This is a genomic window from Actinocorallia aurantiaca (assembly GCF_039533685.1).
In the GTDB taxonomy this organism is placed as follows: domain Bacteria; phylum Actinomycetota; class Actinomycetes; order Streptosporangiales; family Streptosporangiaceae; genus Actinocorallia; species Actinocorallia aurantiaca.
Map to the genome: position 1 here is coordinate 189,460 of NZ_BAAATZ010000037.1, position 13,304 is coordinate 202,763.

The window sequence follows — 13,304 nt, forward strand, 5'->3', positions numbered from 1 at the left end:
TTCTTATGGCTAACCGCAACTCTCTGACATAAATCCCCGTAGCACTTCAAACCAGACAAAACCTTGATCGAGGGTCAGAGGGACCAGCCGGAGAGGTTCTCGGAGTCGCCGAGGCCGAGGGCGGGGAGGCGGACGCGGAGGGCGCCGGGGGCGGTGTCGGGGACGGACGGGTGGCGGGGCGGGACGGGGGCCAGGCGGGCGTAGGGCGCGGCCTGGGAGGGGCGGGTGTCGGTGTCGCCCTTGTTGGGCCACAGGGACATGGCGCGTTCGGCCAGGGCGAGGATGGTGAGGGTGGGGCTGGGGCCGGGGTCGGCGGTGACCGCCGAGCCGTCCACGACGTGCAGGTCCGGGTAGCCGAAGATCCGCTGGTAGGGGTCGACGACACCGGTCCGGCGGGAGGAGCCGACGGTGCAGCCGCCCAGGAGGCAGCCGGTGGGCGGGAGGCCCAGCAGGTCCAGCAGGGAGCCGGACGGGGAGCCGCCCAGGCGGCGGGACAGCAGGCGGGCCACCCGGTGCGCCATGGGGATCCATTTCGGCCCCTGGCTCTGCGTCCCGGGCTTGGCCTGCAGGAAACGCCCGAAGAGTCCGCGCCGGAGGCCGACGGTGAACGGGACGTCCTTGGGCCGCCGGACCAGGGTGATCAGGCCCCGCTCCGACCAGCGCCGCACGTCCCGCAGCTCCAGCGTCCTGAGCGGGTGCCGGAGGGTGTGGGCGAGGAGTTTGAGCGGGCGCGGCAGTCCCTCCCCGTCCAGGAGCGGGACGCGCAGCAGCCCGGTGAGGTCGGAGCCCTTGCCGAACCGGAGCACCTCGACGGTGGTGCGGGGGTCGGGCCGCAGCGACGAGGTGATCGCCACGCCCTCGTACAGGGGCCGTCCGGTCGCCCGCGGCCGGGCCGCCCCGGCGTAGACCTCGACGTAGGAGCGGGTGAGCGAGCCGAGCCGGTCGGAGAGCTCGGGCAGGACGCGCGCCGCCTTCATCCCGTGCAGCAGCCGCTGGGTGCCGAGCGTGCCGGCGGCGAGCACGACCTGCTCGGCGGTGAACTTCCGCGTGGTCCCGGGCAGCCTCCGTCCCGGCCGGGCGGTGTGGACCGCGTAACCCCCGCCGTAGAGGGGCTTCACCCTGATCGCCTCACTGTCGGAGTGGATGACGGCGCCCGCGTGTTCGGCCAGGTGGAGGTAGTTCGTGGTGAGCTTGTTCTTCGCCCCGTGCCGGCAGCCGATCATGCATTCGCCGCATTCGATGCAGCCGCGCCGTTTGGGCCCGGCTCCGCCGAAGTACGGGTCGTCCACCTCGGCTCCCGCGGGCTCGTTGAAGAAGACGGCGACGGGCGCGCGCCGGTAGGTGGACGCGGCGCCGAGGTCCTCGGCCACTTCGTGGAGCAGGATGTCGGCGTCGGTCGTCGAGGGGTTCTCGGTGAGGCCGAGCATCCGGGCCGCCTGGTCGTAGTGGGGGGCCAGTTCGCTCTTCCAGTCGGTGATGTGGGCCCAGTGCGGGTCGGTGTAGAAGTCCTCGGGCGGCGGACGGAGGAGGTTGGAGCAGATGAGGGAGCCTCCGCCGACTCCCGCTCCGCCCAGGACGAGGGCGCGCCCTCCCCGTCCGCGCAGCAGGTGGAAGCGCTGGATTCCGCGCAGTCCGAGGACGGGCAGCCACAGGTAGTCGCGCACCCGCCAGGTGGTCCGGGGCAGTTCGTGGTCCTTGCGCCGGGGCCCGGCCTCCACGACTCCGACCCGGTAGCCCTTCTCGCTCAGCCTCAGGGCGGTGACGGCCCCGCCGAAGCCCGAGCCGATCACCAGCACGTCGTAGTCCATGGCCCGGGACGTACCCGGCCACTCCCTCGCACGAATCAGGACATTCTTCGCCTTACCGGATTCTTTACCCGAGCCAGAAGGCCCATGCCGCGCCGGGACCCCTTCCCCCCGGAAGCCCCCCGAGAGGAGGCGGAGTGCGAGCATCAAGGAGCTTTGACTATCTTTGGGGTTTATGCCGGACTCTTCGTTCCTCGCCGTCCTGGGCCGCGCCCCCTGGGCCCCTGGCCTGGCCGCCGCCACCGACCAGCACGCCGCCGCGGTGCGGGACATCATCGAGGCCAGTGGCCTCCCCGTCACCAGGGACACCCTCCAGGGCTACCTCGACGGCTTCCTGGAGGCGCTGGAGGAGACCGGCTGGCACCTGGGCTCCCGCCTGGACTGGCACGCCCAGCGCATGCTCGCCGTCCAGCGGCTGATGAACGGCTGCTGACAGGACGTACCGCCCGCCTGATCCAGGCGGGCGGTACGGAGTCCTGCGACGTCACCTGTTCTGGGTCCGCTGCTGGGCCTCCCAGGCGGTCTCGGACGTCGCGCCCTCGCCCCGGAGCGCGTCCTCCCGGCCCCGCGCCCGGGCACCGCCGACGCCCTTCCGGCTCGTCTCGGTCTCCAGGTCGGTCAGCCAGCGCTCCCAGCGCTGCTGCATCGGGCGGACCATCCCGCCGCCGACGCCGATGGCGATCACCGCGCCGACCGTCGCCAGGACCGCGATCAGCACCGGCGTGGTGACCGTGGTGGCGATGCCCACCTGGTTCAGTGCCGCGATGACACCGAGGACGATCACGAAGATCTCCACCAGGTTGGCCAGCAGGCGGCCGTAGGACAGTTCGCCGATCGCCCCGTCCACCAGGTTCTTGAGCGCGTGCCCGATGGCGGCGGCCACCACGATCAGCACGATCGCGACGATCGCCCTCGGGATCCAGGCCACGACGGCGCTCAGCAGCGAGCTGATCGGGTTGGGGCCGAACACCCCGAACGCCAGTTGCAGCGTGATCAGCAGGACCGCGTAGTAGACCAGGGCCGCGACCAGGCCGCTGGCGGTGTACTCGCTGCGGTCCATCGCCCGGCTCAGCCAGCCGCGCTCGGTGAGCCGGTTGAAGCGCGCCTTCTCCAGCAGTCTGCCGACCACGTTCCTGAGCACCTTCGCGATGATCCATCCGATGACCAGCACCAGGATGAACACCACGATCTGTGGCACCGTCCGGATGACGGTATCGAACACGTCCCGCAACGTATCGCCGAAGTTCATGGCCTACTCCCCCGGAAGGTGACTGTCTGTGATGTCCTTACCCGAGGGATGGATGCGGAAAGTACACCCCGGTAAAAGTTCCGGCGTGGAACGTATATACAGAAACGCGCGTTTCATTTCTCCGAGCAGGGACCGGTGAGTTCGTACGCGTGGGCGGTCGGCCCCTCGTAGAAGTCGGCCACGACCCTGATCCCGGTGTACTGCCGCCTGTCGGGCACGCTGAAGACCGTCTTCCGGAAGGGCTGGCTCATGTTCCCCGCCTCCGCCGGAAGGATGCCCTCGTAGTCGATCTTCGTGAGATTTCCCGCGGCCGCCAGCAGGGAGGCCCGGGTCAGGCGCCCGGTCTCCGCCGCCCCCTCCAGGGCGGCCTTGATCCCGTAGGAGTACGTCCAGCCGCTGACGTAGGCGTCGGACGGGAGGACGTCGCCGAGCGCGGCGCGCATGGCCGCGTGGCCGGGAGAGTCGGTGGCGTAGGGCCGCCAGGGCCCGGCCTGCCAGAACTGCCCCCGGAACCCCGGGACGTCGATCATCGTGTGGATCCAGGTCGGGTTGTTGCCGATGAACCTGCCCTTGTACCCCTGCTCGACCGCCGCCTTCACGATCGCGGTCGTGTCGCCGGGCGTGGCGGCGATGACGACCAGGCCGGGCTTGTGCTTCAGGATCTGCGAGACGGACTTCGCACCCGATCCCTGGCTCATGATGACGGGGTGGTGGTCCAGGCCGTGCCGGCGGGCCGCGATCTTCGTCCCGCCCGCCGAGTCCGCGCCGTACTCGCCCGGATAGCCGATCGACATGACGCTCTTGACCTTGTAGGGCTTCTTCTCCCTGGCGAAGACGTCCACGGCGTAGTCGACGGCGTTCATGGCCTCCACGCAGTAGCTGCCCCCGGCCTCCAGCACGTTCGGGACGAAGTTCCACTGAGACGTCCAGCTCAGCGGGGTGGTGATGATCTGCTCCTCCAGCATCGAGGGCAGGACCCGGTTGGTGTGCGGGGATCCGATCATCTGGGCGTAGGCGAAGACCTTGTCCTTGGTCTCCTTGTACAACCGTTCGTGCGTCGCCTCGTCGTACTCGGTGTCCCGCACGTACTCGGAGACGTCGATGTCGTAGCCGCCGATCCCGCCCTGCTGGTTGACCCGCTTCCAGAAGGCCTCCTGCGCCCGGGTCGCCGCGGACGAGATCGTGCTGAACGGGCCCGACAGGTCGGTGAGCGTGCCGAGGTAGACGCAGCCGTTCTCCTGGTTGACGGCGTTCGGGCAGGGGGCCGCGGTGATGCCCGGGGTCCCCTGCGCGTTCACGCGGCCGTCGTCTCCCGAGCATCCCGAGAGGGCCAGCAGCAGCGTCGCCACGGCCGCCAGACGCGCTCTCACGCCCCGGTCCCCGCACCGTTGAGGACATGGGTGACCAGCGTGATGAGCGCCTCCTTCGCGGACTCCCTGGAACGGGCGTCGCAGAGCACGACCGGGACCCTCTCGTCGAGGTCCAGCGCGGTCCTGATGTCCTGGGGGTTGTGCCTGCGGGCGCCGTCGAAGCAGTTCACCGCGATGATGAACGGCAGCCCCCTGCCCTCGAAGTAGTCGATCGAGGCGAACGACTCGGCCAGCCTGCGGGTGTCGGCGAGCACCACCGCGCCCAGCGCGCCGTACGCCAGCTCGTCCCACATGAACCAGAACCTGTCCTGGCCCGGCGTGCCGAACAGGTAGATGCTCAGGCCGTCCCGCATGGTGATGCGGCCGAAGTCCATCGCCACGGTGGTGGTGGTCTTGTCGCCCACCTGGGCGGTGTCGTCCACCCCCTCGCTCTTCTCGGTCAGCGTCGCCTCGGTGCGCAGCGGCCGGATCTCGCTGACCGAGCCGACCATGGTCGTCTTGCCCACACCGAATCCGCCCGCGATCATGATCTTGATCGCGACGGGGTCGAGGCTAGAGGGCTGAAAGTCCATCGATCACTTCCTTGAGCAGTCGCGCGTCCATGAGGCGCGACACAGAGGCGGGCTTCCGCCGGCGGACCAGCCCGTGCCTGAGCAGATCGCCGAGCAGGACGCGGACCACGTCCAGCGGAAGGTCCAGGTCTGCGGCCACTTCGGCCACCGAGAGCGGCTCGGCGGTGATCCGCCGGATCCGCAGGTGTTCCGGACCGAGGTCCATCTTGCGGGTCGGCTCCTCGTCCGTCGTCTCGATGAGATCGACCAGGTCGAGTCGCCCGCCGAGTTCGTCGCGGGTGCGGCCGCCGGTCAAGGCGTACGGTCGCACTATAGGGCCGGCGTCCTCATCGGCCCACGCGGGCTCGTCCATCAGCCCTGGCCCGGCACCCTGGCCTCGGCGGACAGGTGCTGCCCGACCCGGCTGACCAGCAGCGCCATCTCGTAGGCGATCACGCCCACGTCCGCTCCCTCCTCGGCCAGCAGCGCCAGGCAGGCGCCGTGGCCGGCCGCCGTGACGAAGAGGAAGCCCCGTTCCATCTCCACGATGGTCTGCCGAACCGCCCCGGCCTGGAAGTGCTCGGCGGTGCCCCGCGCCAGGCTCTGGAACCCGGAGGCGACGGCCGACAGGTGCTCGGCCTCCTCCCGCTCCAGGCCCTTGGAGGAGGCGATCCGCAGCCCGTCACCGGAGAGCACCACGATGTGCCGGGCCTCCACCACCCGCTCGAGCATCCCGTCGAGCAGCCAGCTGAGTTCCCCCTTGGCCTTGGTGGAGAGGTCACTGGTCATGGTCATCCCGTCCTTCTTCTCGCGCCTGTGACGCGACCTCGTCCCGTCCGCGCTGCCAACCCTGCTGCATCGCGGACATGAGGCTGCGCGCCTGTTCCGGTGGGCGGACGGATCCGCCGGCCTCCGCCGGCGCGCCCGCCCCTCCCTGGTCACGTAGCTGGGGCGCCAGGTTCCGCTGGCGGACCCGCCTGGGCAGCTCGCCCTCCTGGACGGGCGGCACGGCGACCGGCTGCTCCCTCTTCGGCGAAGGCCTGGGCGCCGCGCCGGACGGCGTCCGGGGGGTCTCGGGCTCCTTCTCCGCGTCGGCGAGCACGCTCGACGGCAGCACCACGATCGCCGTGGTCCCGCCGTACGGGGACGAGCGGAGCCGCACCTGGACGTCGTGCCGCTTGGCCAGCCGCGCCACCACGAACAACCCCAGCCGGGCGCTGTCGAACAGGTCGAAGTCCGGCGCCTGGGCGAGGGTCCGGTTGAGCGCCTCCCGCGTGTCGTCGTCCAGGCCCAGACCGCGGTCCTCCACCTCCAGCGCCAGGCCGTGCGCGACGGCCTGCGCGGTGATCTGCACCTGCATCTCCGGCGGGGAGAACATGGTGGCGTTCTCGATCAGCTCGGCCAGCAGGTGCACGACGTCGGCGGTGGCGGTGCCGGACACCGCGAGGTCCTCCGGCATCGGCGGGATCCTGACCCGCTGGTACTCCTCGACCTCCGCGACCGCGGCGCGGACCACGTCCACGAGCGGGACGGCGTGCCGCCAGGTGCGTCCGGCGGGCCGTCCGGCGAGGATGACCAGGCCCTCGGCGTGGCGGCGCATCCGGGTGACCAGGTGGTCGATCTCGAACAGGTCGTTGAGCTCCTCGGGGCTCGCGGCCTTGCGCTCCATGGCGTCCAGCAGGCGCAGCAGCCGCTGCAGCAGCACCTGGTTGCGCCGGGCCAGGTTGACGAACACCTCGCCGAGCCCGCGCCGCGCGGCGACCTCGCTGACGGTCGCGGCGACCACGGCGCGCCGGGACTTGGCGAAGGCCTCGTGCACCCGGGCGACCTCGGTGATGGTGAAGTCGTCGGGAGGCATGCCCTCGTCCGGGTCGATCTCCTCGCCCGCGTGCACCCGTTCGGAGATGTTCGGCAGCCGGTCGTCGGTGAACCCGTTCAGGGCCCGGACCATCCGGCGGTTCTCGCGGACCATCCGGCGGCCCGTCCGGACGCCGAACGTGACCGAGAAGATCACCGCGATCAGGCCGAGCCCTCCGGCGAGCGCCAGCCTCAGCAGGATGCCCTCGGCGTACTCGGTGGCCCGCACGGACAGCGCCTCGCGGGTGTCGGAGTGGAAGCGCACCAGGTCGTTCAGCCAGCGCTCGCCGGCGGTGTGCCACTTCCCCGCGTCGACCGCGGGCGCCGCCCTGGTGCCGCGGTCGGCCACCAGCCGGTCCTCCAGCTCCTGGAACCTCAGGTAGTGGTCGGAGCTCTGGAGCCGCTCGAAGTAGGCGCGGTCCTCGGGGTTCATCATCTTGACGATCTCGGCGTACCGGGACCGCTGGGCGCCCACCGTCTTGATGAACTCCGCGTGCTCCTCCCGGGTGGGCGCTCCGGCGGTGAGCGCGCCGGTCAGCAGGGAGTCCTCGTAGGCGATGAGCTCGTGGGCGTGGGCGAGGGCGACCTGGACGCGGGTGTCGCGGTTGATGGTGGAGTCGCCGACGTCGGCCGCGTCGAAGATCATGTTCCCGGCGACGATCAGTTCGGTGTAGCGCTCGAGGACGGTCGCCCGATCGGTCCCCGCCTTGTCGATCTCGGTGCGGAAGGTGTCGAGCCGTTCGAGGTCCTGGACGAGACCGCTGGTCCTGAGTTCGATCAGGTCGGTGGAGATCTCGTCGAACCCGGGGTCGCGGTAGGCGTCGACGAACAGGTCGCGGGCCTCGTCGGTGCGGGCGCGCTGGGCCTGGAGGCCGACCCGTCCGATGGTCGGGCTGTCCGCGAGCAGCGCCAGGGACATCCGGCGTTCGTGCTGCAGGGAGGCGGTGAGCCGCTCGACCGGCTCCACGACGAGGGTCAGGAACGAGCTCGCCCGGATCAGCCGGAAGCTGTCCTTCAGCGTCACCGAGACGGCGAAGCCCCAGAGTGCGACGAGCGTGACCAGGGGTACCGTCAACAGCGAGATGATCAATCGCCTGATGGACCTGGTCGGACGCCGCTTCTCACCACCCATCGCACTAATCCCCCAATGTGACTCATTTCACAAAGATAGTGATCATAGCGTGCGACTTCACCGAACATAAGGAGGCTTCGGAAACAGATTGGCAACCATCACGACATGTAACGTTCAGTGACAATACAGCTACAAATCTCCTAAGGAGATGAATCATGCTTTTGCGTATCTTCACCGAGCCTCAGGAAGGCGCGACCTACGACCGGCTGCTCCAGGTGGCGCGCCGGACGGAAGAGTGCGGATTCGACGCGTTCTTCCGGTCCGACCACTACCAGGTCATCGCCCGGGGCGACGGCATGCCGGGCCCCACCGACGCCTGGCTGACGCTCGCGGCGCTGGCCCGCGAGACCTCCACGATCCGCCTGGGCACCATGGTCACGAGCGCCACCTTCCGGCTGCCCGGCCCGCTGGCCATCAGCGTCGCCCAGGTGGACCAGATGAGCGGCGGACGGGTCGAGCTGGGCCTGGGCGCCGGATGGTACGAGCGGGAGCACGCCTCCTACGGCATCCCCTTCCCGCCGACCGCGGAGCGCTTCGCCAGGCTCGAGGAGCAGCTCGAGATCATCACGGGGCTGTGGCGGGCGCCGGGGCCCTACTCCTTCTCCGGCGAGCACTACGAGCTGACGGACTCGCCCGCGCTGCCCAAGCCCGTCCAGGACGGGGGTCCGCCGATCATCATCGGCGGGGTCGGCCGCAAGAAGACGCCCGCGCTCGCGGCCCGCTTCGCCGCCGAGTACAACGTGCCGTTCCACTCCGTGGACGAGACCCGCGAGGCGTTCGAGCGGGTGCGCGCGGCGGCGTCGCGAGACCTCGTCTACTCCGCGGCCCAGGTGCTGTGCTGCGGGCGGGACGAGGCCGAACTCGCGCGGCGGGCCGAGGCGATCGGCCGCTCGCCCGAGCAGCTGAGGACCGACGGACTGGCGGGGACGCCTTCCGAATTGGTAGACAAAATCGGGCAGTTCGCCGAGGCGGGCGCCGGAAGGCTGTATTTGCAGGTCCTCGATCCTTCAGATCTGGACCATCTCGATCTGGTGGCCTCGGAAGTTCTTTCCCAGTTGTGAGGAATTGCGCCACACGCCAGTGACAGCGGGCTATACCGACGGTTAGGATCCCGGCTTATCCGAACGGGCAAAGCCTTAGACATCGGGAGAAACCGCCATGACCACGGGCACGACCTCGAACGGACGTGAACCGCTCAGAGTCCTGGTGACGCACGCGGATCCGGTGGTGCGCGCGTCCATGGCCGCGCGGATCGGCACCTGCGGGGACACCCTCGTCATCGGCGACACTCCCGGAGATCCGCTGCCGCTCGTCCTGCAGTTGCGGCCCGACGTCGTCGTCCTGGACGACCCGGCCTTCGCGCCGGCCCTGAACCAGCGCTGCCGGGTCCTGGTGCTGGGGACGGACCTCGCCGAGGACTTCGACCACCTGGACTTCGTGCGGGCGGTGCGGGCGGCGGCCCGGGCCGGGCTCGGGCTGTCCGCCCGCGAGGCCGAGGTGATGGACCTCATCGCCGCCGGGCGCTCCAACGGGGAGATCGCCCGCGAGCTGTACCTCAGCGAGAAGACCGTGAAGAACCACGTGAACCGGATCTACTCCAAGCTGGGCGTGCCCAACCGCGCCACGGCGATCTCCCTGTGGCGGGGCGTTCTGAGCGAAAGACTCATCAGTTGATCCCCTTTCGGCGTCCTCACGGCGAGTTCACGCCGACTGTGAGTAAGTGATTCGTCGCCGGTTGTGCCACCCCCGCGCGGGGAATGACTCCCGTGGATCGAATGCTCTTTTAGCTGAAGGAGGCAGTCGTCCATGTATTGGACGTGATTCGCGGTTTCATGTGTTTTGGGCCACGTGCCCCGACGTCAAGGTGTGCCGCACACTCCAATTAAAGTGTTGGACCGTGCCAAACGCCCCAGAATCGCCCACCGCCCTTCCGTCTCCGGCCACCCGTGCCACACGGCTCGCCTGGACCATCTGGGCGGTGGGCATTCTCGCCTACATCACGGCGGTGCTGCACCGGACGTCCTTCGGCGTCGCCGGCATCGAGGCCACCGAACGGTTCCAGGTCACCGCGAGCGTCCTGTCGACCTTCGCGGTCCTGCAGGTGCTCGTCTACACCGTCTGCCAGATCCCCGCGGGCCTGCTGCTCGACCGGTTCGGCCCCCGGACGATGATCGCGACCGGGGCCCTGCTGATGTCAGCGGGCCAGCTCATGCTCGCCTTCGCCCCCGACGTCGGCACGGCCATCGCCGCCCGCGTGCTCGTCGGCGCCGGCGACGCCACCACGTTCGTCAGCGTCCTCAGCCTCGCCACCGGCTGGTTCCCGCCCCGGTACGCGTCGCTCCTCACCCAGCTCACCGGCCTCCTCGGCCAGGCCGGGCAGATCCTCAGCGCCATCCCTCTCGTCGCGCTCCTGCACGGCCCCGGCTGGAGCACCGCCTACGGCTCGGCCGCCTCGCTGGGCCTCCTCATCGCCGTCCTGGCCTTCGCCGTCCTGCGCGACCCCCCGCGCGACGCCGCCATTCCCACCCTCCCCCAGATCCGGGCGAACCTCGTCGACGCCTGGCGGCACCCCGGCACCCGGCTCGGCCTGTGGACGCACTTCGTCACCCAGTTCAGCGCCAACACCTTCTCCCTCATGTGGGGCTACCCCTACCTCGTCTCCGCGCAGGGCCTGTCCCCCACCACCGCAGGCACCCTGCTGCTGGTCTTCGTCGTGGCCACCATGGCCGCGGGCCCCCTCATCGGCCGCTGGCTCGGCACCCACCCCACCCACCACGTCCGCGTGGCCGTGGGAATCGCCGTCCTGATCATCCTGACCTGGACCGTCGTCCTCGCCATGCCCGTCCGCTCCCCCCTGTGGCTGCTCACCGCCCTGGTCGTCGCCACCGCCTTCGGCGGCCCCGCCGCCATGATCGGCTTCGACCACGCCCGCGAGCACAACCCCGCCCACCGCCTCGGCACCGCCACCGGCATCGTCAACGCCGGCGGCTTCACCGCCGCCCTCATCGCCATCCTGGCCATGGGCGTCATCCTCGACCTCGCCAGCCCCACCTCCGCCTTCACCTTCGACGCCTTCCGCCTCGCCTGGCTCGCCCAGTACCCCCTGTGGCTCCTGGGCCTCTGGCAGATCCACCGCACCCGCCGCGCCACCCTCCGATTCGCGCAAATCCCCGGGCCCCGGTAATGTTCTCCTCGTCGAAAGACACCGGCGCCGCTAGCTCAGTTGGTTAGAGCAGCTGACTCTTAATCAGCGGGTCCGGGGTTCGAGTCCCTGGCGGCGCACCCACACTGAACCGGGCGTTCTCCCTCAAAGGAGAGCGCCCGGTTCTGTTGGTGGGGCCGTGGTGGGACCGGTGGGAGACCAGCCCCGAATCACCCCCAGCGGGTGGAGATGCCCCGCCAGGCCTTCAGCTTGTTGATCAGGCGCTCGATGGTGTTGCGCTCCCGGTAGAGGCCGGGGTCATGGCCGACGGGCCGGCGACCGCTTCGGGCCGCCGGGTGCGGGGACGGCCGACGGGCAGGCGGGTGCGCACCTTGGCCGGCACAGAGATGAACTGCGGGCTGTCGGCGGCCTGCCCGGCGGCCAGGATGAACGCCAACGGGCGGCACCTGCGGTCGGCGGCCAGATGAACCTTGCTGGTCAGCCCGCCTTGCGAGCGTCCCAGCAGAGCCTGTTTCAGGCGGAGCTTGCGCCGTCGCCGCACCCGCCGCCGCTGGTTCAGGTCGGGGCCCTCTGCGCTCTCCTGCGCGTCATGTCCGGCTTCCTACCGGGCCCCACCCCTGGCACGGGCGGAACCCGGAGATTGATCACAGCATCACACACGCCCTGGAGCGACGGGCCCGAACCGGGTACTCCGGTGATCAAGACGCCCAACGCCGACCCCCGGGTCGGCTCTTGATCCTGGCGAGCGCGAGGGCTCCGTCCTGGTGCTCCACCGGCTACACCGCTCTGCCGGTTGTCGGGTCGCCCCTCCCACGACTCCCGATCTCCGAACCGTCCCCAGACGCCACGCTCTTGGCGTTCCGGCCTGTGTTCTTCAGATGAAAGTGCCCCTTGAAAACCCGAGGTCAGGAGGTGCCACCGGTGGGGAGGGTGACGACTGTATTGGTGTGGCGGGCGTGTTCGGCTGCCCAGACGACGCGGTGGGAGGAGATGGATTCTTCGGGGCCTGAGGTGACGTGGGCGTGGTCCCCGGTGCGGACGGCGTCGAGGAAGGCGCTGATCATTGCGGCGTCGGCGCCGCCGTGGCCGTCGGCGGCCGAGGCGTCGCCGCCGCGGTCGAAGTCGAGGGTGTGGGTGGTGTCGGTGAGGAAGTCGTGGATGCGCAGGGTGCGGCCGTCGCCTTCGACGCTGCCGCGGGTGCCGAAGATGCGGGTTTTGCGGAAGTCGAGGGCGGTGAAGGCGGTCATGGTGAACGAGACGGTGACACCGCCTTGGTATTCGAGGTTGACGACCTGGTGGTCGACGACGTCGTTGCGGCCGGAGTAGACGCATTCGCCGTAGGGGCCGTCTTCGAGTGCTTTGCGCAGGCCGGTGGCGGTGATGTCCTCGGTGAGGACGCTCAGCGGCCAGGCCTCGTAGACGGGGTCGCCGAGGAACCGCTCGTAGATGCGGACCGCCGAGTAGACGCAGGACCGTTCGACCGGGCAGGTCACGCAGCGTATTCCGGCGCCGTCGGGCCGGTTGTCGGGCCGGAAGTGCCGGAGTCCGCCGAAGGAGGACACGCGGGTGACGGGTCGGCCGATGAGGTGGCCGAGCCAGTCGATGTCGTGGCACGACTTGGCCAGGAGCATGGAGGAGGATTCGGCTTCCACGGCCCATTTGCCGCGGACGTAGCTGTGGGCGTGGTGCCACCAGCCGACGGGCTCCAAGTGCTCGATGCTGACGATGTCGCCGATGCGGCCCTCGTCCAGCAGTGCCTTCAGGGCGCGAGAGTAGGGGGTGTAGCGCAGCACGTGGCAGACGGCCAGCAGGACGTCGTTGGCGACGGCGGCGGCGACGATGCGGTCGGCCTCCTCGGGTGTGGGGGCCATCGGCTTCTCCAGCAGGATGGCGTAGCCGCGGGCGGCGAGGGCGACGGCGGGGTCGGCGTGCATCTGGTCGGGGGTGGCGATGATGACGGCGTCGGCAAGTTTCGGCCGGGCCGCGAGCTCGTGCCATCCGGTGAAGCACTGGTCGGCGGGGAGGGAGAATTCGGCGGCCACGGCGGCGCGGCGGGCCGGGTCGGGTTCGGCCACGGCGACGATCGTCGCCTGGCCGTGGGCGGCCGCGAGTCGCGCGTAGGCGGCGCCTCGCGCTCCGGTGCCCACGATCGCCAGAGTGACGGACATGTGTTGGTG

12 protein-coding genes, 1 tRNA gene and 1 pseudogene are annotated in these 13,304 nt (G+C 70.0%); 5 read left to right on the forward strand and 9 right to left on the reverse strand.

Annotated features, from left to right (window positions below; translation table 11 throughout):
* Positions 1-74: 74 nt before the first annotated feature.
* Positions 75-1,808 (reverse strand): GMC family oxidoreductase N-terminal domain-containing protein, encoded by a 1,734-nt coding sequence (locus ABD327_RS35735; RefSeq protein WP_344457788.1) that lies wholly within the window; start codon positions 1,806-1,808, stop codon positions 75-77.
* 172 nt (positions 1,809-1,980) lie between these two features.
* On the opposite strand from ABD327_RS35735, the gene ABD327_RS35740 reads away from it, so the two are divergent.
* The gene (locus ABD327_RS35740; protein ID WP_344457791.1) at positions 1,981-2,238 is read left to right on the forward strand and encodes a DUF6401 family natural product biosynthesis protein; all 258 of its coding nucleotides are present in this window, start codon (positions 1,981-1,983) and stop codon (positions 2,236-2,238) included.
* Positions 2,239-2,289: 51 nt separating this feature from the next.
* Here the strand turns inward: ABD327_RS35740 and ABD327_RS35745 are convergent, their stop codons facing one another.
* The 6 genes from ABD327_RS35745 to ABD327_RS35770 form a co-directional block, all read right to left on the reverse strand.
* Complete coding sequence (locus tag ABD327_RS35745; protein ID WP_344457793.1) at positions 2,290-3,054, reverse strand: mechanosensitive ion channel family protein; 765 nt, start codon at positions 3,052-3,054, stop codon at positions 2,290-2,292.
* 113 nt (positions 3,055-3,167) lie between these two features.
* Entirely contained in the window at positions 3,168-4,424 is a 1,257-nt protein-coding gene (locus tag ABD327_RS35750) for an ABC transporter substrate-binding protein (protein WP_344457796.1), read from the reverse strand.
* Positions 4,421-4,996: a GTP-binding protein gene (locus ABD327_RS35755; protein WP_344457798.1), complete on the reverse strand. Its 576-nt coding sequence runs from the start codon at positions 4,994-4,996 to the stop codon at positions 4,421-4,423. The genes ABD327_RS35750 and ABD327_RS35755 overlap by 4 nt, the downstream gene beginning before the upstream one ends.
* Positions 4,977-5,348 (reverse strand): DUF742 domain-containing protein, encoded by a 372-nt coding sequence (locus tag ABD327_RS35760; protein ID WP_344457800.1) that lies wholly within the window; start codon positions 5,346-5,348, stop codon positions 4,977-4,979. The genes ABD327_RS35755 and ABD327_RS35760 overlap by 20 nt, the downstream gene beginning before the upstream one ends.
* Positions 5,348-5,770, reverse strand: coding sequence for a roadblock/LC7 domain-containing protein (locus tag ABD327_RS35765; RefSeq protein WP_425547287.1), 423 nt, complete (start codon positions 5,768-5,770; stop codon positions 5,348-5,350). The genes ABD327_RS35760 and ABD327_RS35765 overlap by 1 nt, the downstream gene beginning before the upstream one ends.
* A complete protein-coding gene (locus ABD327_RS35770) occupies positions 5,754-7,907 on the reverse strand; it encodes a sensor histidine kinase (protein ID WP_344457802.1) in 2,154 nt (717 codons plus the stop codon). The genes ABD327_RS35765 and ABD327_RS35770 overlap by 17 nt, the downstream gene beginning before the upstream one ends.
* 212 nt (positions 7,908-8,119) lie before the next feature.
* On the opposite strand from ABD327_RS35770, the gene ABD327_RS35775 reads away from it, so the two are divergent.
* The 4 genes from ABD327_RS35775 to ABD327_RS35790 all read left to right on the forward strand — a co-directional run bounded on the left by ABD327_RS35775 (position 8,120) and on the right by ABD327_RS35790 (position 11,246).
* Complete coding sequence (locus tag ABD327_RS35775) at positions 8,120-9,025, forward strand: LLM class F420-dependent oxidoreductase (RefSeq protein WP_344457804.1); 906 nt, start codon at positions 8,120-8,122, stop codon at positions 9,023-9,025.
* 97 nt (positions 9,026-9,122) lie between these two features.
* The gene (locus ABD327_RS35780; RefSeq protein WP_344457806.1) at positions 9,123-9,638 is read left to right on the forward strand and encodes a response regulator transcription factor; all 516 of its coding nucleotides are present in this window, start codon (positions 9,123-9,125) and stop codon (positions 9,636-9,638) included.
* 304 nt (positions 9,639-9,942) lie between these two features.
* Complete coding sequence (locus ABD327_RS35785; protein ID WP_344457808.1) at positions 9,943-11,148, forward strand: MFS transporter; 1,206 nt, start codon at positions 9,943-9,945, stop codon at positions 11,146-11,148.
* Positions 11,149-11,172: 24 nt separating this feature from the next.
* Positions 11,173-11,246 (forward strand) — tRNA-Lys (locus ABD327_RS35790).
* Positions 11,247-11,461: 215 nt separating this feature from the next.
* On the opposite strand, the pseudogene ABD327_RS37565 reads toward ABD327_RS35790, so the two are convergent.
* Positions 11,462-11,680, reverse strand: a pseudogene (locus ABD327_RS37565) (IS5-like element ISAs34 family transposase); the annotation flags it as partial.
* 352 nt (positions 11,681-12,032) lie between these two features.
* Positions 12,033-13,295: a Gfo/Idh/MocA family protein gene (locus tag ABD327_RS35800; RefSeq protein WP_344457809.1), complete on the reverse strand. Its 1,263-nt coding sequence runs from the start codon at positions 13,293-13,295 to the stop codon at positions 12,033-12,035.
* Positions 13,296-13,304 lie beyond the last annotated feature (9 nt).

Excerpts from the sequence above, each read along its gene's own strand:
- ABD327_RS35740 (WP_344457791.1), top strand. The coding sequence starts at position 1,981 with ATGCCGGACTCTTCGTTCCTCGCCGTCCTGGGCCGCGCCCCCTGGGCC.
- ABD327_RS35800 (WP_344457809.1), bottom strand. The coding sequence starts at position 13,295 with ATGTCCGTCACTCTGGCGATCGTGGGCACCGGAGCGCGAGGCGCCGCC.
- ABD327_RS35745 (WP_344457793.1), bottom strand. The coding sequence starts at position 3,054 with ATGAACTTCGGCGATACGTTGCGGGACGTGTTCGATACCGTCATCCGG.
- ABD327_RS35765 (WP_425547287.1), bottom strand. The coding sequence starts at position 5,770 with ATGACCATGACCAGTGACCTCTCCACCAAGGCCAAGGGGGAACTCAGC.
- ABD327_RS35760 (WP_344457800.1), bottom strand. The coding sequence starts at position 5,348 with ATGGACGAGCCCGCGTGGGCCGATGAGGACGCCGGCCCTATAGTGCGA.
- ABD327_RS35775 (WP_344457804.1), top strand. The coding sequence starts at position 8,120 with ATGCTTTTGCGTATCTTCACCGAGCCTCAGGAAGGCGCGACCTACGAC.
- ABD327_RS35780 (WP_344457806.1), top strand. The coding sequence starts at position 9,123 with ATGACCACGGGCACGACCTCGAACGGACGTGAACCGCTCAGAGTCCTG.
- ABD327_RS35755 (WP_344457798.1), bottom strand. The coding sequence starts at position 4,996 with ATGGACTTTCAGCCCTCTAGCCTCGACCCCGTCGCGATCAAGATCATG.
- ABD327_RS35735 (WP_344457788.1), bottom strand. The coding sequence starts at position 1,808 with ATGGACTACGACGTGCTGGTGATCGGCTCGGGCTTCGGCGGGGCCGTC.